Source organism: Arthrobacter sp. SAFR-044, from assembly GCF_051965175.1.
Classification (GTDB): Bacteria; Actinomycetota; Actinomycetes; order Actinomycetales; family Micrococcaceae; genus Arthrobacter.
This window is the reverse complement of the sequence record NZ_JBQCMK010000011.1, coordinates 13,869-36,821: the sequence shown is the minus strand read 5'-3', so window position 1 is coordinate 36,821 and position 22,953 is coordinate 13,869. Positions and strand designations below refer to the sequence as shown.

The window sequence follows — 22,953 nt, the reverse complement described above, 5'->3', positions numbered from 1 at the left end:
CAGCCCCTTTGTCCAGCCAGGACGCCGGTGCCGTCGGCGCTAGGCCGCATATGTCCGCTTGATAGGACATACTTTCTCCCTTGATCGTAGCAGGCGTCCATGGCGGGTCAAGGGATCAGGCCATGCGACCTGCAAAGCCGGGACGAAACCCTATTTGTTCTGACATTAGGACTTTTGCTTGACCGTGGCGTTAGAGCGCTCTAAAGTGGGTGTCACGCATCACATTCCTGGCCGGTCGTTCCGGTCCCCGAGAGAATTTGAGAGGCAACAATGCTGTTGCAGAAACAAACCATGGGCGCCACCGGCAGCAGGCGCCGCGGATACCTTGCCCGGCTCACCGTCATCTCCACCCTTGGCGGCCTGCTCTTTGGGTACGACACCGGCGTCATCTCCGGCGCCCTGCTGTACATGAACGACTCCCTCAACATGACTTCCGTCGAGGAAGCAACTGTGGTGAGCGCACTGCTGTTCCCTGGTGCCGCCGTCGGCGCCCTCACCGGCGGCCGCATGGCCGACAAGCTGGGCCGGCGCGGCTCGCTGCTGGTCTGCGCACTGCTCTTCCTGGTCGGGGCCATGGGTTGCGCCCTTGCGCCCACCGTGACCTTCATGATTGCCGCCCGCATCGTGCTCGGCCTGGGCGTGGGCGCCGCCGCCGTGACCTGCCCGCTGTACCTGGCGGAGATGGCCCCCGCCAACCTCCGTGGCCGGATGGTCACCATCAACGAGCTCATGATCGTGACCGGCCAGATGCTCGCCTTCGCCATCAACGCCCTCCTGGACGCGCTCATCCACGACAACGAAGTCTGGCGCACCATGCTGGGCATCGCCTCCGTCCCTGCCATCGCACTTCTGGCGGGCATGCTGATGCTCCCCGAATCCCCGCGGTGGTACGCCATCCGTGGCCGCCTGGAAGACAGCCGCCGCGTCCTTAACCTGAGCCGCAGCCCGGAAGAAGCCGCTGCCGAATTCGAAGAAATTGCCTTGGCAGCGCGCACGGCGAAGGAAGAACGGGGCCATGCCCTGCGCGACCTCCGCAACAACCCCTGGATGCGGCGTCTGCTCTGGATCGGCATCGGCCTGGCTGCCGTCCAGCAGGCCACCGGCATCAACACTGTGAACTACTACGCCCCCACCATCCTGGAAAAGAGCGGGCTCGGCGTCAGCGCATCACTCGTTGCCACCATCGGCGTGGGCGTGACCTCGGTGCTGATGACCATCCTGGGCATCTGGCTGCTCGGCTTTGTTGGCCGCCGCCGGATGCTGGTCATCGGATTCTCCGGAGTGGTCGGCTCCCAGGCCCTGCTGGCCATCGTCTTCCTCCTCCCGCAGTCCGACCTGGCCAGCTACACCATCCTGGCCGCCATGATGCTTTTCGTGGCCTTCGTCCAGTGCTTCATCGGCACCTGCGTCTGGCTCCTGCTCTCCGAAATGTTCCCGCTGGCCATCCGCGGCTTCGCCATGGGCATCGCGGTCTTCGCACTGTGGACCGTCAACGCGGCCATCTCCTTCCTGTTCCCCATCGTGGTCAACGCGCTGGGTTCCACGGGCACCTTCGGCCTGTTCGTCCTGGTCAACCTCGCCTCCCTGGCCTTCGTCATCAAGTTCGTTCCGGAGACCAAGGGCCACTCGCTCGAGGACCTCGAGGCGCACTTCCGCGACGGTGAGGTTCCGGCAAAGGTCACCGCCTAACCGCTTCTCCACCTGGCACTGAACCAGCAACGCGGGGTTCGGACCCAGCTCTTCCGGTACCAACCGGAGGGCCGCGGTCCGGCCCCGCTTTTGCGCCGGTTGGCCTAGGCTGGCTCCATGACCAGGACCGGGCTGACCTTCGCCGCGAGGCAGCCATGAACTTCGCCGGAAGCCTTGGTCCCCGCCCCCGCAACCTCGAAGTCCAGGACCTGGCCAGCTTCGACCGCTTGGTGGCCGGTGGCGCCGTCAACCTGCACGGCTGGCATGCGCAGTCGCTGGACCTGCGCGGCCGGTCCGCGGCGCTCAAGAGCGTCAGCGTCGAGGGCGCGATGTTCCTGGGCTGCATCTTCGATGACGGCATGGAAACCAACCTCCGCAGCCGCGGCGCCCTCATCTTCCCCAGGCTTGAAGGCGTCCCGTTCGACCCGTACCGTGGTTCGTTGTATTCCCCGGCCGAACTGTACGCCGGACTGGCAACTTCGCCCTATGAGGAGCTGCCGGATGCGCGCATCTACCACTGGAGCATCCAGCCCGGCCAGCGCCACCGGGTGGACTCAACGCTGGCCTCGGCACTGCACGACCATGCAATCGGCGACGCACTGGATGAGCTGACCCGGTCCGGGGCCTGGCCCCGCCGGACCATCGTCGGCGTGATGGGCGGCCACGCGGCACCCCGCGGCAGCAGGGATTTTGCGGAGGCGGCCCGGCTGGGCAGGCTGCTGGCCCTCGACGGCCACTCGGTGGCCACCGGCGGTGGCCCCGGAGCCATGGAGGCAGCGAACCTCGGGGCCTACCTCAGCCAGGCGTCCGACGGCGACGTGCAGGCAGCCCTTGCCACGCTCGCCTCTGTTCCCGGGTTCCGTCCCTCGGTGTCGGCGTGGGCACGTGCGGCCGCCGCCGTCGTCGAACGCCATCCGGACGGTACGCCGTCCCTCGGGATCCCCACCTGGTTCTACGGACATGAACCGCCCAACTACTTCGCCACGCACATTGCCAAGTACTTCGCCAACGCCATCCGCGAGGCCATCCTGCTGGAACTGTGCCATGGCGGAATCGTCTTCCTGCCGGGAGCGGCCGGCACCGTACAGGAGATTTTCCAGGACGCCTGCGAGAACTACTATGGCGCCCGCGAGAAGGTGGCACCCATGGTGCTGGTGGGGCGCCGGCACTGGGAGCAGGAGTATCCCGCGTGGCCCATGCTCCGCAGCCTTGCCGCCGGCCGGGCCATGGCGGACTACATCCACCTGGTGGACACGGTGGAAGAAGCAGTGGAGGTCCTCCGGCAGCGCTGAACGCTGCCCGAGGACCTCCATGAAGTGTCCTTTGACTGGGACTAGCCGACCGCCGTGCCGAAGAGCAGGCCCAGCAGGTACGTGATGGCTGCCGCGCCCAGGCCGATGGCAAGCTGCCGCAGGCCGCGGGTCAGCGGGGAAGTGCCGGACAGCAGGCCGACGGCGGCACCGGTCGCCAGGAGTGCGATACCCACCAGTGCGCCTGCCACCACGAGGGCAGCGACACCGGTGAGGCCGAAAAGGAACGGCAGGATGGGGACGATGGCGCCGGAGGCGAAGAAGCAGAAGCTGGACAGCGCCGCGCCCCAGGCCGTGCCCACCGCTTCGTGCTGGTCTTCTTCCTCCGGCAGGTCCGGCTGCAGTGACAGGCTGGGATCGCAGTCGCAGGGCAGCAGGCCCATGCGCTCGGCCACCCGGTGTTCCGCCGCCTCCCGGGACATGCCGCGGGCCAGGTACACCAGGAGCAGTTCGTTGTGTTCGAGGTCAAGCTGGGGCGCGGCCGCCAGCGTGACCTGCGTGGGCCGGGTGGCGGCCAACAGTTCGCGCTGGGAGCGCACGGAAATGAATTCGCCGGCGCCCATGGACATGGCACCGGCCAGGAGCCCCGCGATGCCGCTGAGCAGCACCACGCTGCTGGCCACGCCGGACGCGGCCATGCCCATCACCAGCGAGAGATTGCTGACCAGGCCGTCGTTCGCGCCAAAGACCGCGGCACGGAAGGTGCCGGCCAGGCGGTTGCGGCCGCGGGTTGCCAGTCCCCGCACCACTTCCTCATGGATCTGCTCATCGGCAGCCATGGCGGCGGTGGCGTTCGGGTCCTTGGCGTAAGGGGAACGGCCCTCGGCGCGCTGGGCCAGGGCCAGGACGAAGACGGAGCCGAAGTGGCGGGCCAGGAACCCAAGGAACCGGCTGCGGGCGGACGCCCTTTTCGGTTTGCCCGCCTGGTCGCCCAGCAGCGCCAGCCAGTGGGCCTCGTGCCGGCCCTCGGCCTCGGCCAGGGCAAGGAGGATGGCCCGTTCCTCGCCCTCGCGGTTCTGGGCCAGGTCCCGGTAGACCGCGGCTTCCGCGCGCTCGTCGGCCAGGTACTGGCGCCACCGCTTGATGTTCGACGGCGAGGGCTGGGCTGGGTCGGCGGACTCCGGGGGCGTAGCGTGGGATTCGGGCTGGGCGTGCTGCGACACTGAAACTCCTGGGCTGGAAAGGGCATGAACTCGCGCCTTTGCCCTGCCAGCCTACTGCGGATTCCCGCGGATTTTTGGCTGGCAAACCTCGCTGGGAAGTTTCGGTTGACCGTAAAACCTGCGGTTCTCTGCATCGCCGTGATGCGGTCCTTGGGGGACTGTTGTGGCTATTGACCCGTCCGCCCGGCCGGTGCTGTGATGAAGGTGTGGCGCAGGCTGCGCCCTACCTGAAAGAGCACGTCAGGCGAACACACGGAGGTTGAATCATGAGCACCACCGGACAGCACCCGGACATGCCGCACCTGGACGCCGTGGAAGCGGACCCCGCCTACGATTACGCCGAGGATGCACCGGTAGACGACGCGGACTGGGACGCGGAGGACGACTTGATCGACGAGGAAGAGCCGGTGGTCCAGCCGGCGCCGGTAGTCATCGACGCCGAGGACCGCGAGGTCCCGATGGATGACGAAGAGCGCGACACGGGGGAGTAGGACTGACGACGGCGGCACCTCCCCGCGCTGTCGAGCAAAAGGAGGTGCCGCCGTCGTACTTTTAATCGCTGCAGGTCAGCGGCCGGCGGGGACTTCCTCGGGAGTGGCTTCCTGCTCCTGCCCGGCAACGCGGAGCTGCCAGGCGCGCATGATCGTGGGAGCGGTGGGACTCGTCAGCAGCGAGGTGGCGACATACACCACGGCGGAGGTCAGCAGGCCGTAGTAGATCGGTTCGTTGGCGTAGATGCCGTCCAGCGGGACCTCGGCGTTTATCTCAAGGATGATCATGGTGCCGAGGGTGACGACCGAGCCGACGGCCATCGAAGCAGCGGCGGCGATGCCGGTGCCGCGCTTCCACACTAGGCCGCCGAGGATCGCGACCAGCAGGCCGCCCACCAGGATGTCGTAGGCGATGGTGAGCGCGGCGACTACGTCCTTGGTGATGATGGCGATGACGATCGCGACGATGCCCAGGCCAAGGACCCAGAGACGGTTGGCCTTGACGTCGTGCTCCGGGTTGTCCGTGTCGTCGGTGCTGATGGTCTTGCCGAACCAACCGGCGACGAAGGGCACGACGTCGGCACGGGCCACCGTGGCGGCCGCGATCAGCGCGCCGGACGCTGTGGACATCATGGCGGCGACTGCGGCGGCCAGCACCAGGCCGCCGATGCCGATGGGCAGCAGGTTGGTGGCTACCTCCGCGTACACAACGTCCTTGCCAAGGGCCTTCACATCGATGGCGGGCAGCGCCACTCGGGCCCCCAGGCCGATCATCGCGCCGGCGGCGCCGTAGAGGATGCAGTAGATGCCCGCCGTCGAACCGCCCCACCGGGCCACCTTGGGAGTCTTGGCGGTAAACACGCGCTGCCAGATGTCCTGGCCGATCAGCAGGCCCAGGGTGTAGACCACGAAGTAGGTGATGATCGTCTGGACGCCGATGCCGTCGATCTGGAAGAAGCTGGCATCCACCCGGCTGCGGATTCCGTCGAGGCCGCCGGCGGCGTTCAGCGTGAAGGGCAGCATCAGGAAGAAGATGCCTACGGTCTTGATGACGAACTGCACCTGGTCGGCAAGGGTGATGGACCACATGCCGCCGATGGTGGAATAGACCACGACGATGGCGCCGCCGACCGCGATGGCCAGCGCCCGGTCCCAGCCGAAGAGGACGACGAAGATGGTGGCGTAGGCCCCGGTGGAGGTAGCGCAGAGCATCAGCGTGTACGCGAGCATGACGATGCCCGACGCCTCGGTGGCCCTGCTTCCGTAGCGGAGGGTGAGCATTTGGGACACCGTATAGATCTTCAGCTTCTGGATGGTCCCGGCAAAGAGCAGGCTCAGCAGCAGGACACCGGCGCCGATGGCCACCACCAGCCACATTCCTGAGATTCCAAACTTATAGCCCAGCCCCACGCCGCCCACGGTCGAGGCTCCGCCCAGGACGACGGCGGCCATGGTTCCGGTGTAGAGGAACGGGCCCAGGCGGCGGCCGGCCACCAGGAAGTCGCTGTTGTTCCGGGTGCGCGACTTGCCCCACCAGCCGAAGGCCAGCATTGCGAGCAGATACACCACCACAATGGCGATGTTGATGGCACTTGCATCCATAAAGGGCTCCTTGGAGCTGTTGGGGCCGGGTGTGGGACCTTGCGCGGGTACGCCCGGAACCGCCGCGGACAAATACGGGGACCGTCCTGTAATTGCCTTATAGGCAACAGGAGTTTCCAAAGACTAGGGTGTGACGTGGACGACAGTCAAGGAGGTCCCGCCTGCGGCGCGGGGTGTGTGGCATGGGCGCGTCACAAAAGCCGGGCCTATTAGGATGGCTCGAGAGTGGAGCCGGACTGCCGGCCATGAAAGGTTCGTAGATGAAGGCACTGCCAGTTGAGCCGAGCAATGTCCCTGTTGCCATTGGCTCCAGGATCCGGGCCGCCAGGCAGTCCCAGCGGCTCACCATTGAACAGGTGGCGGACGCCACCGGGTTGACCAAGGGGTTCCTCAGCCGGGTGGAGCGGGACCTGACGTCCCCGTCCGTGGCTTCCCTGGTGACGCTCTGCCAGGTGCTCTCCATCTCCATCGGCGACCTTTTCGTGGCGCCGGAAACCCACCTGACCAAGCGGAACGACGGTCCGCGCATCTCGCTCGGCGGCCAGGGCATCGTGGAGCGGCTTCTGACAGCCCGCTCCGAACGCCGGGTCCAGATCATCCAGGCGGTGATCGAGCCGCGCGGCCGCGGTGAGTCCGAGCTGTACGCGGTGGACTGCGACGTGGATGTCCTGCACGTGATCAAGGGGTCCATCAAGCTGATCCTCACCAATGAGGAATACGACCTCGACACGGGCGATACCGTGACTTTCCCGGGCCGGGAGCCCCACACCTGGGTCAATCCCACGGACAAGCCGGTCGAGGTGCTCTGGGTCCTGGTGCCCGCGGCCAGCCGCTGATCCGCTAATTGCACGCTGCCGGCCTTGATCGGCGTCACGTGGAGCACTCTTTGGGCGCTTGCCTGCCTGGCTTTCCTTTAGAACCCGGGTTTCCTACAGCTTCCGGCTGCCCAAAAAGTGCTCTGCGTGACGAGGTATCCCAGGGTCGGGTCGGTTGGTAAACACTTGGTGCTCATTGGAAAACCGGGGTGTATGATGGCCGTCACACCGTCCCTCAACTCCTCGAAGGAGTGGCCTCCATTGGAAGAGCTGCGCATTGAAGCCAACGGCCACCTTGGCCCCATCGATTCATCCCGGATCCCCCGCTATGCCGGAGCTGCCACGTATGCCCGCCTCCCGCGGCTGGACCAGGTGGCCAAGGCTGATGTGACAGTGGTCGGCGTACCCTTCGACTCGGGGGTTTCCTATCGTCCTGGTGCCCGCTTCGGGGCAAACCACGTCCGCGAGGCCAGCCGTCTTTTGCGCCCCTACAACCCCGCCTGGGACGTTAGCCCGTTCGAGAACATCCAGGTGGCCGACGCTGGGGACATGGCGGTTAACCCGTTCAACATCAACGAAGCAATCGAAACCATCCAGCAGAACGCGCTGGACCTCACGGCCGCGGGCAGCAAGCTGCTGACCCTGGGTGGCGACCACACCATCGCCCTGCCACTGCTTCGCGCCGCCGCCGAGCGCGCCGGTGGTCCCATCGCCATGCTCCACTTCGACGCCCACCTGGACACCTGGGACACCTACTTCGGCGCCGAATACACCCACGGCACGCCCTTCCGCCGTGCGGTGGAGGAAGGCATCCTGGACACCGAAGCCATCAGCCACATCGGCACGCGCGGCCCCCTCTACGGCAAGAAGGACCTCGACGACGACCACCGCTTTGGGTTCGGCATCGTCACCTCCGCGGACGTCTACTACCAGGGCGTCCTGGAAACCGTTGCCAAGGTCCGGGACCGGATCGGCAACCGCCCGCTCTACATCTCGGTGGACATCGACGTCCTGGATCCCGCCCACGCGCCCGGCACCGGGACCCCCGAAGCCGGCGGCATCACCAGCCGCGAACTCCTGGAAATCATCCGGGGCTTCCGCGGCATGAACCTGGTGGGCGCCGACGTCGTCGAGGTATCACCGGCCTATGACCACGCCGAGATCACGGGCGTTGCCGCCAGCCACGTCGCCTACGAACTGGTGACCCTCATGGCGGACAACGCGGCGCCCGGCAGCCGTTTCGGAGCAGGGACGGGATACCAGGCCCAGGCCCTCGGCCAGGAAGCCCGCCGCCCCGCCGGCTTCGCTGCCGCCACCAAGGAGTAGGCCGTGACGGAATTGGCCACGCCCGCCCCGGTACAGGCAGGCGGTGTCCGCAACGGCGGGGACCTCGTCGTCGAGACCCTTGAAGCGCTGGGTGCGAAGACTGTTTTCGGCATCCCCGGCCAGCATGCACTGGGACTCTTCGACGCCATGGGCCGAGGCAACCTGCACTTTGTTTCCTCCCGGGTGGAGAACAACAGCGCCTTTGCGGCGGACGGGTATTCCCGCGCCACCGGCGAGGTGGGGGTGCTGTTCCTGTCCACCGGCCCCGGCGCGCTGACCTCGCTGGCCGGCCTGCAGGAGGCCTATGCCACCGGCGTGCCCATGGTGGTGGTGGCCAGCCAGATTCCCCTGGAGGGACTCGGCGCCCGGCGCAAGGGAATGCTGCACCAGCTCGATGACCAGAAGGCCTCCGCCGCCAATGTCACCAAGAGCCAGCGGCTGATCCAGCACGCCTCCGGGATCCCGTCGGCCATCCAGGACGCCTGGACCGAGGCCATCTCCTCCCCGCAGGGCCCTGTGTGGCTCGAGATTCCGCAAAACGTGCTCCTGGATCCGATCATGGTGCCGCCGGTGGAGGACGCGCTCGCCGAGGCAGCGGACAACCCGCCCCGGATTGAGCTGGTCCGCGAGGCCGTGAAGTGGTTGGAAGCGGCCAAACGCCCCGCCATCATCGCCGGCGGCGGCACGCGGCGCGGCAAGGCGGAGAAGTCCCTGCTTTCCATTGCCGAAAAGCTGCGGGCGCCGGTGATCTGCACTCCCGGCGGCAACGGCGCGTTCCCGTGGAACCACGAACTGTCCCTGCAGTCCTGGATCGAGGACCGGCACATGACCGACCTCCTCGAGGACGCGGACGTCCTGGTGGTCATCGGTTCGTCCCTGGGCGAGGTCACCTCCAACTACTTCACCTTCGAACCGCGCGGCAGGATCATCCAGATCGACGCCGAGCCCCGGGTCCTGGAGTCCAACCGCCCAGGTTTGGGGATCCGCGCCGACGCCGGCCAGGCCCTCGCTGCCCTGGACGAGGCCCTGGACGAGGCCCTGGATGTGGCCGGTGAGGCGGTCGTTGAGCCGGGCAGGACAACCACGCCGGACTGGCACGGCAGCACCCCGGAAGAGCTGGTCAGGAAGTCACTCGCCAAGGTCCGGGCCCGGCTGGAGTCGCAGGACCTGGCAAAGGAGCTGAAGTTCATGGCCGACATCCGCGAGGCCGTGCCCGCGGAGATGCAGACGTTCTGGGACATGACCATCGCTGCCTACTGGGGCTGGTCCTGCTGGGACGCGCGTGACGGCCAGTTCCACTCCGCCCAGGGCGCCGGTGGCCTGGGCTACGCGTTTCCCGGTGCCATCGGCGCGGCCGTGGGCCTGGAGACGCTGGGCAGGCCGGCTGGTTCTGCTCGCGTACTCGCTGTCTCCGGCGACGGCTCGTCCATGTACTCCATCGCCGAACTCGCCACCGCCAAGCAGCACAACGTGCCGGTCACCTGGCTGATTGTGGACGACGGCGGCTACGGGATCCTGCGCGAATACATGGTGGGTGCCTTCGGAAAGGCCACCGCCACCGAACTCGCCCGGCCGGACTTCGTGAAGCTCGCGGAATCCTTCGGCGTACCTGCCGTCCGGGTGGCCCCGGAGGATGTGGGGGACGCGCTGAGGGCAGCATTCGCTGCTGAGGGGCCCAACGTCGTCGTGGTTGAAACCCTCCTGAAGATGTTCGGCCCCACCCACCTGGCCCCCTGACCCAGCCGCCACCTGCAAGCTCCCTCACTTCCTGGACCCCGTCCGGCTGAAGCGGGGGAGCTTGCTGTTTAAGATCAACCGCAACAACTTCGTTTCCCTAAGCAACCTTTTTCTGATACAGTTGCTTGCAGCAACTAATTCTTTAGGGAGCATCATGTCTGTCGCACCGGCCACCGCAGCCGATCTCGTCGGCCATATCTTTGACCTCCAGCGCGCACTGCGCTGCGTGACCATGGTCAACGTGAAGGGCCAGGACACCGGCATCGCCCTCCAGGGCGTGCTCAAGTTCATCGGCGAAGGGGAAACCCGCGCGGCGCACCTGGCGGAGCGCCTGGGCGTCAGCCCGCCGGTGCTCAGCCGGCACATCGCGGAACTCGCCGACGCGGGCCTGGTGGTCAGGACGCCGGACCCGGACGATGGCAGGGCCCAACTGCTGGCCCTGTCACCACGTGGCAAGGAGAAGCTCGCGGAGCTCATCCAACACCGGGCAGAGACGCTGCAGGGCTATCTTTCCGACTGGAACGAGGACGACGCCGTGGCAACGGCCGCAATGCTGAACAAGCTGACAGCTTCACTGAAGAATTCCATCCGGGCAAGGGCGGCCGGAACCACCACCGAACACAAAACGCAGGAGTCCATCAATGGCTAACGTCACCGCCGCCGCGGACCAGGAGCAGGAGCGCCAGCGCGAACGCACCGCCAGACAGGAATCGCGGCAGTCCAAGCGCCACGAACCCGGCGCACCCATGAACCACCGGCAGATCATGGAGGCACTGACCGGCCTCCTCGCTGCCTTCTTCACCGCCATCCTCAGCAGCACCATCGTTGCCAACGCGCTGCCCACCATCATGTCCGAGCTCAAGGGCACCCAGACGGACTTTGCGTGGGTCATCACTGCGGCGCTGCTGGCCAACGCGGCCACCACCCCCATCTGGGGCAAGCTCGCCGACCTCTTCGACAAGAAGGTCCTGGTCCAGCTGAGCATCGTGATCTTCGTTGCCGGGTCCGTCATGGCAGGTTTCTCCGAGAACATCCCGTTCCTGCTCACGGCCCGCGTCATCCAGGGCATCGCCATGGGTGGCCTCACCGCCCTGGCGCAAGCCATCATCGGCTCCATCATCCCGCCGCGCGAACGCGGCAAGTACTCCGGCTACATGGGTGCAGTCATGGCCGTTGGCACCGCCGGCGGCCCGCTGTTGGGCGGTTTCATCGTGGACAGCTCGCTGGGCTGGCGCTGGACCTTCTTTGTCTGCGTGCCGCTGGCCGTCGTCGCCCTGATCCTGCTCCAGATCACGCTGAAGATTCCGCACGTCAAACGCCCCGCCAAGATCGACTGGCTCGGTGCCATCCTGCTGACCTCCGGCGTCAGCCTGCTCCTGATCTGGGTTTCCTTCGCCGGCAAGGCCGACTACTACGACTGGTGGTCCTGGCAGTCCGCGGTCATGGTGGGCGGCGGCGTCCTGCTGCTTGCACTGCTGGTGCTGGTGGAGTCCAAGGTGTCCGCACCGATCATCCCGCTGAAGATCATCTCCGAGCGCACCACCGCGCTGGCCATCGTCGCCTCCGTGGCTGTGGGTATTGCCATGTTCGGTTCCTCCACCTTCCTGGGCCAGTACTACCAGGTTGCCCGCGGTGCAACACCCACCGAGGCCGGCCTGCTGACCCTGCCCATGATCGCCGGCAACCTTATCGGGTCGGTCGTCTCCGGCCAGCTGATCAGCCGCTACGGCAAGTGGAAGCGCTTCCTGATTGGCGGCACCGTCTTGCTGATCGGCGGCCTGGCACTCGCCGGCACCATGGACCACACCACCGAACTCTGGCTGACCGGCCTGTACACCGGCATCTTCGGCATCGGCCTGGGCATGCTCATGCAGAACCTGGTCCTCGCCGTCCAGAACACCGTCCAGGCCAAGGACATCGGCTCCGCCAGCGCCTCCGTTGCCTTCTTCCGTTCCGTAGGCGGTGCCATCGGCGTGTCCGTCCTGGGCGCGGTCATGGCCAACCATGTCAAGGACCTGGCCACCGACGGACTGTCCAAGCTGGGCATCCAGCCCGGCGGCAACAGCGGTGCCACGCTGGACCTCAAGGACCTGCCCGCACCGATCGCGGACGTCATGCGCGCCGCCTACGGTGACGCCACGGCCGGCATCTTCATGATCTCCGCCGTCGTCAGCGTGGTTGCCCTCATCGCCGTGATCTTCATCAACGAAGTCCCGCTGCGCAAGACCGTTGACATCACCCCCAAAGCCACCCTGCAGGCCAACGCCGCCGGTGAAGCGGGCATGACCGCCATGACCGGCCAGTTGCCGATGGTGTCCAGCTCGGCGCCGGACGGGGACGTTCCCGCCGGCGCCATGGCTGCCCGGAGTTCGGTGCGTGCGGCCGCGGCCCCCGCAAAGGTGTACGACGGCGGTGCTGCCGCTGCGGCAGCAGCGTCCGGGAGGGTTGCCACGGACGACTTCGAGGAAGCCTTCGCACGAAGCTTCCGCTCCGAAGAGCTGGACCTGCGGTCCGCTGACAATGCGGACAAGGCCGCCGACGCGATCGCCAGCGCCGCTGCGACCCTGCAGAAACTGCAGGACACCCAGCACCTGCTGGCCCGGCAGCAGGCTGAACTCGGAACGCTGGTGCTGGACATCCAGGAACAGCTGCGCTCCCAGCAGGACGTGGCTGCCCGCCAGGCAGCCACTGCGGCAGAGCTCAGCCGGCTGCAGCGAAAGCTCCTGAAGGAACGCAAGATCCAGGCGGCAGCGGCGCTGTACCTGGCCGGGCACGGCAAGCACAGTGCCGCAGCCCCGACACCGTCCACCGCAGGCGCTGCCGAGCCGGCCCAGGGACAGTAGGCGGAGAGCAGGCCGTCCCGGGGGCTGGCCAAGCCCTCGACGGACAAGCAGGAAAGCCGCAGCCCGTACCCGGAAAACCATCCGGATGCGGGCTGCGGCTTTCCTGCATGCTGCGCCTCGTTCGCCGCTTGAACCCGACATCGAACTGCCTGTTCCACTCGGAAAAGATGCTTCCACGGGACCCAATTGTCGGTGGTCATTACTAGAGTTGAGTCCATGCTCCTCACCCTCATACGGCGCTACTCCAAACCGTATTTGCCGTATATCGCTGCTGTCGTGATTTTCCAGCTCGCATCCACCATCGCCGCGCTGTACCTGCCCAGCCTGAACGCCCAGATCATCGACGAAGGCGTGGCCCGCGGGGACACCGATTTCATCTGGCGCACGGGCGCGGTGATGCTCCTGGTGGCCTTCGCCCAAGTGGCTGCGGCCATCGCGGGCGTCTACTTCGGCTCCCGCACGGCCATGGCCGTGGGCCGGGACCTCCGCCGGGCCGTATTCCGCAAGGTCACCAGCTTTTCCGCCAGGGACGTCAACGCGTTCGGCGCCCCCACGCTGATCACCCGGGGCACCAACGATGTCCAGCAGGTGCAGATGCTCCTCCTGATGGCGCTGAACTTCATGGTGGCCACTCCCATCATGTGCATCGGCGGCATCATCATGGCGCTGCGCGAGGACCTCAATCTGTCCTGGCTGGTCTGGGTGTCCGTCCCCCTCCTGGCGGTCGTGGTCGGATACCTGGTGGTCCGGCTCATGCCGCTCTTCCGCTCCATGCAGCGGAAGATCGACCGCATCAACGCCGTCTTGCGCGAACAGATCATCGGTATCCGCGTGGTCCGGGCCTTCGTGCGCGAACCCTACGAGACGGACCGCTTTGGCGGTGCCAACAAGGAACTTACGGACGTCTCGCTTCGGATCGGGGCCCTGTTCGTCCTCATGTTCCCGGCCATCAGCATGATCCTGCACCTGTCCACCGCCGCCGTGCTCTGGTTTGGCGGGCAGCGGGTGGACGCCGGCGCCATGCAGGTGGGGTCGCTCACCGCGTTCCTGCAGTACCTGCTGCAGATCCTGATGGCCGTCATGATGGGCACCTTCATGGCCATGATGATCCCGCGCGCCTCCGTTTGTGCCGACCGCATCGGCGAGGTACTCGACGTCGAGCCCTCCATCCACGACCCCCGACGCCCCGAAGCCCCGGCGTCCCTGACCGGGATGGTGGAGTACCGCAACGTGACCTTCGCGTACCCAGGCGCCGAGTCCCCGGTGCTCAGCAACATCAGCTTCACCGCGCGGCCGGGACAGACCATCGCCATCATCGGGTCCACGGGCGCCGGTAAGACATCCCTCCTGTCCCTCCTGCCACGGCTCTATGACCCCGTCGAAGGCCAGGTGCTGCTGGACGGTGTGCCTGTGGACAGGCTGGAACGTGCCGAAATCACCAAACGCGTGGCCCTGGTGCCGCAGCGTCCGTACCTGTTCTCCGGCACCATCGGGCACAATCTCCGGTTCGGCAAGACCGAGGCAACGGACCAGGAACTGTGGGACGCCCTTCGGGTAGCCCAGGGCGAGTCCTTCGTCCGCGACAAGAAGAACGGCCTGGACTCCCGGATCTCCCAGGGCGGCACCAACGTCTCCGGCGGCCAGCGCCAGCGCCTCTGCATCGCACGGGCCCTGGTGACCAAACCGCGGGTCTACCTGTTTGATGATTCTTTTTCCGCCCTTGACGTCGCTACTGACGCCCGGCTCCGCGCCGCCCTCAAGCGCACCACCTCAGATGCCACGGTGATCATCGTGGCCCAACGGATTTCCACCATCACCGAGGCCGACCAGATCCTGGTGCTGGACAACGGACGCATCGTTGACCGCGGCACGCACGAAGAACTCCTGGAAACCTCGCCCACCTACCAGGAAATTGTCGAATCCCAGCTGAGCGTGGAGGAAGTGGCATGAGCCCCAGCAGGAAGGACACCGCTTCCGTGGAACAGACCACGCAGCCCGCACCGCCGCCTGAAGACGATGACTACTTCGAGGAGGAATTCACGCCTTCCGAGGCGGACGGGGACATGTTCGGCGGCATGCCCGCCAAGAAGGCCCAGTACTTCTGGCCTTCAGCAAAGCGGCTTATGGGCCTGCTGAAGCCCGAGGCTATGGGCATTTACGCGGTGGTGGGCCTGGTGGTCATTTCCGTGGTCCTGAACGTGATTGCGCCGAAGATCCTTGGCCAGGCCATGGATGTCATCTTCGCCGGGGTCGTGGGCAAGCAACTGCCTGCCGGCGCCAGCCAGGAGCAGTTCGTGGCAGGCCTGCGCCAGCAGGGCCAGGACAACTTCGCCGACATGGTTTCCAGGATGGAACTGGTGCCCGGCACTGGCATCAACTTCGGCAAGCTCAGCATGCTCATCGCCATCGTCCTGCTCATGTACTTTGTGTCCAACATCTTCATGTGGCTGCAGGGGTACGTGCTGAACCGCATCGTCATGAAAGTGATCCGGCGGCTCCGCGACGATACCGAAAGCAAACTGAACCGCCTGCCGCTGAACTACTTCGACACCCGGCAGCGCGGCGACGTGCTGTCCCGCGTGACCAACGACGTCGACAACATCCAACAGGCACTCCAGCAGGCGTTCGCGCAGCTGGTGAACTCCGTGCTGACCGTGGTGGGCATCGTGATCATGATGTTCATCGTCTCCTGGCAGCTGGCGCTGATCGCCCTGGTCGCGCTCCCGCTGTCCGGGGTGGCGGCCGGCCTGATCGGTGCCCGGAGCCAGAAGCTCTTCGCCGCCCAGTGGAAAAACACCGGGTCACTGAACGGCCAGATCGAAGAATCCTTTTCCGGCCACGACCTGGTCCGCGTCTTCGGCCGGGACGCGGACATGCTGGCCCTGTTCGAGGAACGCAACGAGGCGCTGTACAAGGCAAGCTTCGGGGCGCAGTTCGTCTCCGGAATCATCTTCCCCGTGATGCAGTTCGTGTCCTACCTCAGCTACGTGGGCATCGCCGTGGTGGGCGGACTCCGGGTGGCTTCCGGCGCCATGTCCCTGGGCGATGCCACCGCGTTCATCCAGTACTCCCGGGAGTTCACGCAGCCGTTGGGCCAGATGGCGGGCATGGCCAACATGCTCCAGTCCGGCGTTGCTTCCTCGGAGCGCGTTTTCGAATTCCTGGACGCCGACGAACAGGACGTTGAAACGGCCACCGAACACCTGCCCGGCAAGACCGACGGGCACGTGGACTTCAGGGACGTCACCTTCAGCTACACCCCTGACAGGCAGCTCATCGAGAACCTGTCCTTCACCGCAGAGCCGGGCAACACAGTGGCCATCGTCGGGCCCACGGGAGCCGGCAAAACCACCCTGGTGAACCTCGTGATGCGCTTCTACGAGCTCAACGCCGGCTCCATCACGCTGGACGGGGTGGACATCACCCACCTCAGCCGCTCCGAACTGCGCTCCAAAGTGGGCATGGTGTTGCAGGACGCGTGGCTGTTTGGCGGGTCCATCTACGACAACATCCGCTACGGCAACCTTGACGCCACAGAGGAGCAGGTCATGGCAGCCGCCAAGGCCACTTTCGTGGACCGCTTCGTCCGGGCCCTGCCCGAGGGCTACAACACCGTGATCGACGAGGAGGGCAACAACGTCAGTGCCGGCGAGAAACAGCTGATCACTATCGCCCGCGCGTTCGTGGCCAACCCGTCGCTGCTGATCCTGGACGAGGCCACCAGTTCCGTGGACACCCGCACCGAGCTCCTGGTGCAGAAGGCCATGGCGGCGCTGCGCTCGGACCGGACCAGCTTCGTCATCGCGCACCGGCTCTCCACCATCCGGGATGCCGATACGATCCTGGTTATGGAGAACGGACGAATCGTGGAACAGGGCAACCACCAGGTGCTGCTCGCTGCCGGCGGGGCCTACCACCGCCTCTACATGTCGCAGTTTGCCGGTGCGGACGCCGGGGACGCGCCGGTTGACGATTCGACGGCGGTGCGCAGCTGAGCGCGCACGGCAGCCAGCGGATCGAGGTGCTGGTGCCGATGCGCTGGGGCGACATGGACGCCTATGGCCACATCAACAACGTCCAGATCGTGCGGATGCTGGAGGAGGCCCGGATCGCAGCTTTCGGACCCCCGCGCGGTGCGGGCCTTCAGGGCATTGAGCCGCCGGTGTCGCTGTTCAACGATGTCCCAACCGGGACGCTTGCCCTGGTGGTGGACCACAAGATCCGTTACGTCCGGACACTGGAATACCGCAACGTTCCGGCGGTGGTCCAGGTATGGATCGGCGCCGTCAAGGGCGCCAGCTTCGACATCCACTACCTGCTCCAGGACCCCGTCACGGGGGAGGATTGCGTGAAGGCAAGCAGCCACCTCGCATTTGTGGATGAGGCCACGGGCCGGGTGCAACGGCTTACGCAGGAGCAAAAAGACCGGATGGCCCCCTACAGGCACTAAGACTCTGGACAGGACTGCACCGCACCCACTGGACTGGAACCACGTTTGTACAGCGAAAGGAAGCCCCATGGCCAGCAACAAGAACCGTACCGCCCGGAAGAAGAAGACCTGGAAGGAAATGTCACCTTCCGCCAAGGTGGGCACCATTGTGACGGCGTTCGTGCAGCTGTCCCTGCTGGTTGCCGCCCAGCGGGACATTTCCCGGCGGCCGGCAGAACTCATCAACGGGCCCAAGGCCGCATGGCGGGCGGCGTCCTTCGTCAATTTCATAGGGCCCATGGGGTACTTCATCTTCGGCCGGAAGCACTCCGCCACCGGCAAGTAGCCCTGTCCGGCGGGAGGACGGCTGCCCGGGTGGAGCGGCCGCCCAGCTTGACCCTGTAAATTTGAGGGCATGACCCCCACTGCCACTGTTGCCATGACCCGCGCCCTCGGCATCTCCAAGGAGATTGAGGATGCGGCGTGGTTCGTGCTGGGTCCCGGCCTCCAAGGCAAGGCCTCGCCCCTGGACGGCCGCACCAGGACATGGTCCGTTCCCGCGGCGACGGAGCTGCTGGACCGGCTGGATCGCGGCATCGCGGACCCCAAGGCCCCGATGATGACCAACCTCCGGGAAAACCTGGACGGTGCCACGCGCGGGGCCAAACAGCTGGCCGTCGAGCTGCTCTTCCTGCAGTCACTTCCGCTGGCCCACGAAGTGAAGTCACTCAAGGTCAAGCGCGCCCGCGTGGCCGAAGCCGCCGGCTGGCTGGAGCCGCCGCTGGAGCTTCCCGAGGAGTTGTACGCGGGGATGACCGACCACGGCGTGATCCGGGACCGGACCGCCGAATTCAACTGGACCATCTGGGACCACCTGAAGTGGCTGTGCCGGTTCGTGCGGAACGTCGCCCAGCGGCCGGCCGCGGTGGTGCAGGCGGCCATCAAGGACCCCTTGCAGTTCCACCGCCTCGCCGCTTCCACGCCCGACGACCAGCCCGCCATCCGCCGGAGCATCGAATTCCTGGCCTGGCCCAGCTACTTCGAGCCCGTGGTGGCGGACGTGGAGCGGCAGGAGATCCGCGACGCCTTCGCCTCCCTGGTGGGCGGGGCCAAGGGCGACACCGAAGAGGACATCACCGCGGACATCCACCGCATCCGGCTGCACCTGGACGAACAGGCGGGCCAGCGAATCGACTGGTACTCGCGCCAACTGGTCAGCCAGTGGCGCAAAGTGGGCGACCCCGGCCGGCGCGCCTGGCTGCTCCGGACCCACAGCGACCACGCCGAGCTGCTCACCGCCTGGCACGGCGAGGAGAAGGTGACCCTCGACGTCGAACATCTCCGGACGCTGGACCCCGGTGTCACCGCCGGCCTGGTCCAGCACGCCGTGGACGAGGACTACAAACACCTCGGTTACGTGGAACGCGAGGACACCAAAACCGCGGTCTTTGCCTTCCTGACCGTCATGAAGCCCGGCGACCTGGTGCTGTACCAGCACGCCGGAACCGTACGGCTGGGCGGCGTCCTGGGCGAGCCCGAGTACAACGACGACAACCGGCGCCTGCGCCGCAAGGTGCGCTGGTTCGACGACGGCCACACCGCCACCACCCTTCCCCGCCACGTTCAGCGTCAGCTCGCCACTCCCGGCATCGTGGTGGACGTGACCCGCGTGGTCCAGGCGCTGCAGGCGCTGCTGCCGGCCGAGGCGGAAACCGAGCCCGACGGCGATACGGACGGCGCCGCCGTCGTCCTCCCTGTGCAGGAGGGCTTCCGCCCGCTGACGCAGGAATTCGCGGCCTCGCTGCACATGGAGCTGGAACCGCTCCAGGAGATCGCCGACCTGCTTGAGGAGAACCGCCAGATGGTCCTCTACGGCCCTCCCGGCACGGGCAAGACCTACCTGGCCAAGCACCTCGCCGCGGAACTGGCGGATGACACCACGGACGAACGCGTCAAACTGGTCCAGTTCCACCCGTCCTACGCCTACGAGGACTTCTTCGAGGGCTACCGGCCTGATAAGACGGACGAGGGGCAGGTGTCCTTCAAGCTGGTGGCCGGGCCGCTGCGCAGGCTGGCGGAGGAAGCCGCGAAGCCAGGGAACGAGAAGAAGCCGTACTTCCTGATCATCGATGAGATGAACCGCGCCAACCTGGCCAAGGTGTTCGGCGAGCTGTATTTCCTGCTGGAGTACCGCGATGACCGGATTTACCTGCAGTACAGCCCCAACGAGCCGTTCACGCTGCCGGACAACCTCTACATCATCGGCACCATGAACACCGCGGACCGGTCCATCGCCATGATGGACGCGGCCATCCGTCGCCGTTTCTCCTTCATTGAGCTGCACCCCCAGACGGAGCCGGTCAAGGGCTCCCTGCTCCGGTTCCTGCAGGCCAGGCAGCTGGACACCACGCCGGCGCTGCTGCTGGACGCACTGAACGGCGCCATTGACGAGTGGGACCGGGACCTGATGATCGGCCCGTCCTACTTCATGAAGCCGGCAGCCCAGACCCCTGCCGGATTGCGGCGGATCTGGAAGTACGAGCTCATGCCGCTGCTGGAGGAGCACTACCACGGGCAGCTGACGCGGGCGCAGCTGGAGGAGCGGTTCGGGCTGGACCAGCTGCTGGGACGCATTGCAGCGCGCTGACCCCAGGACGTCCGTCCGGCACCTGGTCCTGGACGAGCTGTCCAGCGGGATGGTGGAACGGTTGGATGCGTCCACCGCTTCCACCCTGAACTCCAGTGGCCTGGCCAAGGCTTCCCCCATGGGGCTGGGGCTGTACCGGATCGAGCCGGTGGGCAAGGTGGGCTCGGTGCGCACCTCAACGGTCCAGCTGGACGTCCGGCCCAAGGACCGGCTGGGGCTCAGCCGGCTCCTGTTCCTGCTCAGCTACGCGGGGGAGCAAGGGTTCAGGCCCGAGCTGGTGGCGGCGGACGAAGACCGGGAGCTGTGGAGCGCGCTGGCGGAGTCGTTGGCCCAGTTGGCCGAGCGGGCCCTGGGCCGCGGCGTCCTGCAGGGCTACCTCACCGTGGACGAATCCCTGCGCACCGTCAAGGGACGGATCCGCATCTCGGACCAAATCTCCCGCCGCCCCGGGATGCTGGTTCCCCTGGAGGTCTCCTATGACGAGTTCACCGAGGACATCGCCGAAAACCGGCTCCTGCGCGCAGCCCTGGAACGGATGGGGCAGGTGCCGGGGGTCCGGCCCGAGGTTCTGGGGCGGCTGCGCCAGCTGAAGGGAAAGCTCGACGCCGTCACCCGCCTTCCAGCGGGCGCTCCAGTGCCGCCGTGGACGCCGACCAGGATGAACCTGCGTTACCACGCAGTGCTGCGCCTGGCGGAGCTGATCCTGCGCAATGCCTCCGCGGAAGCGGGTGCGGGGAAGCAACAGACGGCCTCGTTCGTGGTGGACATGGCGCAGGTTTTCGAGGACTTCGTGGGAACGGCACTGCGCAGTGCGATGGCTTCCTATCCGGGGGAGCTGCGGCTGCGGTACAACGCCCTCCTCAGCGAGGCCGTGCGCGATTCCGACCGGCTTTCCGTGCGCCCGGATGCCGTCCACATGCTCGGCGGACGCCCGGTGGTGGCCTACAACGCCAAATACCGTGCTGCGTCGGACGCCGGCGCGTCGCTGACCGCCGACCACTACCAGATGCTGGCGCACTGCACCGCCCTGGCCGTGCCCACCGCCTGGCTGGTCTACGCGGGAAAGGGCGAGATGAAACTCCGCCGCATCCTGAACACCGACATCGACATAGTGGAGTTTCCGCTGGACCTCAGCCAGCCGCCGTCGGCCATCCTGGCATCAATCCGGGAGCTTGCCTCCCAGTCCTGGGGCGAGGTGCTCAGGACAGCGGGAGATTGAAACTGCCGAAAGTCAGACCGGTACCCGGAAGGTAAACGTCGTCCCCTCGCCCAGCGTGCTGTCGACGTCGATGGTCCCGCCGTGCGCCTCCACGATCGCCTTGCTGATGGGCAGGCCCAGGCCCACGCCGGGAATGGCCGTGCGCCGGACGTTGCTGGTGCGGAAGAACTTGGCGAAGACCTCGGACGCGTCCTCCGGGCTCATGCCCATCCCGGTGTCCGTGACCCGGCAGGCCAGGTGCCCGTCTTCCTGTGCCAGCGATACCACTACCTCGCCGCCGTCCGGTGAGTACTTGATGGCGTTGGACACCAGGTTGTCCAGGACCTGGGAGATCCTGGCGCCGTCCACGCGGGCCTCCAGCCGTTCCGGGGTTTCCGCCCGCAGTTCGACGCCGGCTGCTGCTGCGCGGGGCATGGCCGAGGACACGCTGCTGCGCACCAGTTCGGCAACATCCGCGGCGTCCGGCGAGACGATCAGCTGGCCGTTCCGGCTGGCCAGCAGGTCTGACACCAGGGTCAGGAGCCGCTCGGAATTCCGGTGGATGATCTCCAGCATCCTGTGCTGGGGCTGGTCCGGTTCATCGGCCAGCAGCATCTCCACGTAGCCCAGGATGGACGTCAGCGGGGTGCGGAATTCGTGGGAGACGCTCGAGACGAAGTCGTCCTTGGCGGAGAGCGCGTTGACCAGGTCCGTGACGTCGCTGAAGGCGATCACGGAGCCGGTGAAGTTGCCGTCGGAGTCCCTCATGGCCCGTGCCGTGGTCACCACCGCCCTCTGGTCCTTACCGTCGCCCAGCCAGACCAGGTAATCGGTGAAGGTTTCCCCCAGGACGGCGCGGCGCACCGGTCGCTCCTGGACGGGGACCAGGGTTTTCCGGTCCGGCCCGTAGACCAGCAGCTGTGGTTCATTGGGGTCCGCAACGTTCCTTGGCCGGGCCAGTTCATGGTTGGCCCGCTGCTTCCGGTTCATCAGGATGTCATGGCCGTCGGCATCAACAGCAAGGACCCCCAGGTGCACGGTGTCCAGCACCGTGTTCAACAGGGATTCCTGGCGCTTGCTGGTGCGCAGGTTGGCCTGGAGCTGCTCGTCCTTTTCTTCGAGCTGCTCCTGCTGGCGCATCATGCTCAAGGTCAGGACGCTCACGGATACACCGATGCCCAGCATCATGACGGGCAGCAGCAGGGAACGGGCGAAGTCCTGCGGCATGTAGTTGCCCTTCAGGAGCAGCGGCACCCAGATGATGGCCAGCGGGCCAAGGAAGGAGAACCACAGGGCAGCGCGGGGGTAGTACCCGGACGCACAGAGCCAAATGACGGGGAACACGGCAAGGAGGGTGATGCCCGTCAGGCTTTCCTGGCCGCCTTCCCTGCCCGCTGCGATGGAGACGAAGTCCAGCAGCGGGATCACCAGGAAACTGGTGTAGGGCAGGCGTTCCCAGGGGATGGCGTAGCAGAGCGCCATGAGGGCCAGCTGCGAGACGAGGAACGTGACGAACAAGGGGCTGTTCATCGTGGCTGGGAAGAATGCCCACATGAGCACGGCCGTCAAGATGGTGGTCACGAACAGCGGCATCTGGCTCATGGCCACCCGGTCCGTCAGCCGGTATTCGTGGAAGGGCCGTTTGAAAAACTGCAGCCTTCCCGAGGACCAGGCCGTGCGGCTGCTCATGGCTCGGAGGACGC

General features: G+C 66.4%; 17 protein-coding genes. 14 read left to right on the top strand and 3 right to left on the bottom strand.

Annotated elements, in window-relative coordinates:
• Positions 1-291: 291 nt before the first annotated feature.
• Entirely contained in the window at positions 292-1,689 is a 1,398-nt protein-coding gene (locus ACTHQS_RS16450) for a sugar porter family MFS transporter (protein WP_440171072.1), read from the top strand.
• A gap of 155 nt (positions 1,690-1,844) precedes the next feature.
• A complete protein-coding gene (locus ACTHQS_RS16445) occupies positions 1,845-2,981 on the top strand; it encodes an LOG family protein (RefSeq protein ID WP_440171070.1) in 1,137 nt (378 codons plus the stop codon).
• 41 nt (positions 2,982-3,022) lie between these two features.
• On the opposite strand, the gene ACTHQS_RS16440 is transcribed toward ACTHQS_RS16445, so the two are convergent.
• On the bottom strand, positions 3,023-4,162 hold the full coding sequence (locus ACTHQS_RS16440) for a VIT1/CCC1 transporter family protein (protein WP_440171067.1): 1,140 nt from the start codon (positions 4,160-4,162) through the stop codon (positions 3,023-3,025).
• A gap of 266 nt (positions 4,163-4,428) precedes the next feature.
• Between ACTHQS_RS16440 and ACTHQS_RS16435 the strand changes: the two genes are divergently transcribed.
• Entirely contained in the window at positions 4,429-4,653 is a 225-nt protein-coding gene (locus tag ACTHQS_RS16435; RefSeq protein WP_440171065.1) for a hypothetical protein, read from the top strand.
• A gap of 75 nt (positions 4,654-4,728) precedes the next feature.
• Here the strand turns inward: ACTHQS_RS16435 and ACTHQS_RS16430 are convergent, their stop codons facing one another.
• Positions 4,729-6,255 carry a sodium:solute symporter gene (locus ACTHQS_RS16430; protein ID WP_440171063.1) on the bottom strand — a complete coding sequence of 509 codons (1,527 nt, stop codon included), beginning with the start codon at positions 6,253-6,255 and terminating at the stop codon, positions 4,729-4,731.
• 260 nt (positions 6,256-6,515) lie between these two features.
• Here ACTHQS_RS16430 and ACTHQS_RS16425 point away from each other — a divergent pair, with 260 nt between their 5' ends.
• The 11 genes from ACTHQS_RS16425 (at position 6,516) to ACTHQS_RS16375 (ending at position 21,271) form a co-directional block, all read left to right on the top strand.
• A complete protein-coding gene (locus ACTHQS_RS16425) occupies positions 6,516-7,091 on the top strand; it encodes a helix-turn-helix domain-containing protein (RefSeq protein WP_440171060.1) in 576 nt (191 codons plus the stop codon).
• A 240-nt stretch (positions 7,092-7,331) separates the two neighbouring features.
• A complete protein-coding gene (speB, locus tag ACTHQS_RS16420) occupies positions 7,332-8,396 on the top strand; it encodes an agmatinase (protein WP_440171237.1) in 1,065 nt (354 codons plus the stop codon).
• Between the two features lie 3 nt (positions 8,397-8,399).
• Complete coding sequence (locus ACTHQS_RS16415) at positions 8,400-10,133, top strand: thiamine pyrophosphate-binding protein (protein WP_440171057.1); 1,734 nt, start codon at positions 8,400-8,402, stop codon at positions 10,131-10,133.
• 154 nt (positions 10,134-10,287) lie between these two features.
• Positions 10,288-10,782, top strand: a complete 495-nt coding sequence (locus ACTHQS_RS16410; protein ID WP_440171054.1) for a MarR family winged helix-turn-helix transcriptional regulator — start codon at positions 10,288-10,290, stop codon at positions 10,780-10,782.
• Positions 10,775-12,976 carry an MDR family MFS transporter gene (locus ACTHQS_RS16405; protein ID WP_440171052.1) on the top strand — a complete coding sequence of 734 codons (2,202 nt, stop codon included), beginning with the start codon at positions 10,775-10,777 and terminating at the stop codon, positions 12,974-12,976. The genes ACTHQS_RS16410 and ACTHQS_RS16405 overlap by 8 nt, the downstream gene beginning before the upstream one ends.
• A gap of 216 nt (positions 12,977-13,192) precedes the next feature.
• Positions 13,193-14,926: an ABC transporter ATP-binding protein gene (locus ACTHQS_RS16400; RefSeq protein WP_440171049.1), complete on the top strand. Its 1,734-nt coding sequence runs from the start codon at positions 13,193-13,195 to the stop codon at positions 14,924-14,926.
• A complete protein-coding gene (locus ACTHQS_RS16395; protein ID WP_440171047.1) occupies positions 14,923-16,971 on the top strand; it encodes an ABC transporter ATP-binding protein in 2,049 nt (682 codons plus the stop codon). Before ACTHQS_RS16400 ends, ACTHQS_RS16395 begins: the two co-directional genes overlap by 4 nt.
• Positions 16,972-17,009: 38 nt before the next feature.
• The gene (locus ACTHQS_RS16390; RefSeq protein WP_440171045.1) at positions 17,010-17,426 is read left to right on the top strand and encodes an acyl-CoA thioesterase; all 417 of its coding nucleotides are present in this window, start codon (positions 17,010-17,012) and stop codon (positions 17,424-17,426) included.
• A 67-nt stretch (positions 17,427-17,493) separates the two neighbouring features.
• On the top strand, positions 17,494-17,751 hold the full coding sequence (locus ACTHQS_RS16385; RefSeq protein WP_440171042.1) for a PLD nuclease N-terminal domain-containing protein: 258 nt from the start codon (positions 17,494-17,496) through the stop codon (positions 17,749-17,751).
• A 69-nt stretch (positions 17,752-17,820) separates the two neighbouring features.
• Positions 17,821-20,052 carry an McrB family protein gene (locus tag ACTHQS_RS16380; protein ID WP_440171039.1) on the top strand — a complete coding sequence of 744 codons (2,232 nt, stop codon included), beginning with the start codon at positions 17,821-17,823 and terminating at the stop codon, positions 20,050-20,052.
• A complete protein-coding gene (locus ACTHQS_RS16375) occupies positions 20,039-21,271 on the top strand; it encodes a 5-methylcytosine restriction system specificity protein McrC (RefSeq protein WP_440171036.1) in 1,233 nt (410 codons plus the stop codon). Before ACTHQS_RS16380 ends, ACTHQS_RS16375 begins: the two co-directional genes overlap by 14 nt.
• Before the next feature lie 12 nt (positions 21,272-21,283).
• Here ACTHQS_RS16375 and ACTHQS_RS16370 read toward each other — a convergent pair whose 3' ends face one another.
• The gene (locus ACTHQS_RS16370; RefSeq protein ID WP_440171035.1) at positions 21,284-22,939 is read right to left on the bottom strand and encodes a sensor histidine kinase; all 1,656 of its coding nucleotides are present in this window, start codon (positions 22,937-22,939) and stop codon (positions 21,284-21,286) included.
• Between the last annotated feature and the right edge of the window lie 14 nt (positions 22,940-22,953).

Coding starts and splice junctions, on each gene's coding strand:
- ACTHQS_RS16450 (WP_440171072.1), top strand. CDS start 292: ATGGGCGCCACCGGCAGCAGGCGCCGCGGATACCTTGCCCGGCTCACC.
- ACTHQS_RS16445 (WP_440171070.1), top strand. CDS start 1,845: ATGAACTTCGCCGGAAGCCTTGGTCCCCGCCCCCGCAACCTCGAAGTC.
- ACTHQS_RS16435 (WP_440171065.1), top strand. CDS start 4,429: ATGAGCACCACCGGACAGCACCCGGACATGCCGCACCTGGACGCCGTG.
- ACTHQS_RS16430 (WP_440171063.1), bottom strand. CDS start 6,255: ATGGATGCAAGTGCCATCAACATCGCCATTGTGGTGGTGTATCTGCTC.
- ACTHQS_RS16425 (WP_440171060.1), top strand. CDS start 6,516: ATGAAGGCACTGCCAGTTGAGCCGAGCAATGTCCCTGTTGCCATTGGC.
- ACTHQS_RS16410 (WP_440171054.1), top strand. CDS start 10,288: ATGTCTGTCGCACCGGCCACCGCAGCCGATCTCGTCGGCCATATCTTT.
- ACTHQS_RS16405 (WP_440171052.1), top strand. CDS start 10,775: ATGGCTAACGTCACCGCCGCCGCGGACCAGGAGCAGGAGCGCCAGCGC.
- ACTHQS_RS16400 (WP_440171049.1), top strand. CDS start 13,193: ATGCTCCTCACCCTCATACGGCGCTACTCCAAACCGTATTTGCCGTAT.
- ACTHQS_RS16395 (WP_440171047.1), top strand. CDS start 14,923: ATGAGCCCCAGCAGGAAGGACACCGCTTCCGTGGAACAGACCACGCAG.
- ACTHQS_RS16390 (WP_440171045.1), top strand. CDS start 17,010: ATGCGCTGGGGCGACATGGACGCCTATGGCCACATCAACAACGTCCAG.
- ACTHQS_RS16385 (WP_440171042.1), top strand. CDS start 17,494: ATGGCCAGCAACAAGAACCGTACCGCCCGGAAGAAGAAGACCTGGAAG.
- ACTHQS_RS16380 (WP_440171039.1), top strand. CDS start 17,821: ATGACCCCCACTGCCACTGTTGCCATGACCCGCGCCCTCGGCATCTCC.
- ACTHQS_RS16370 (WP_440171035.1), bottom strand. CDS start 22,939: ATGAGCAGCCGCACGGCCTGGTCCTCGGGAAGGCTGCAGTTTTTCAAA.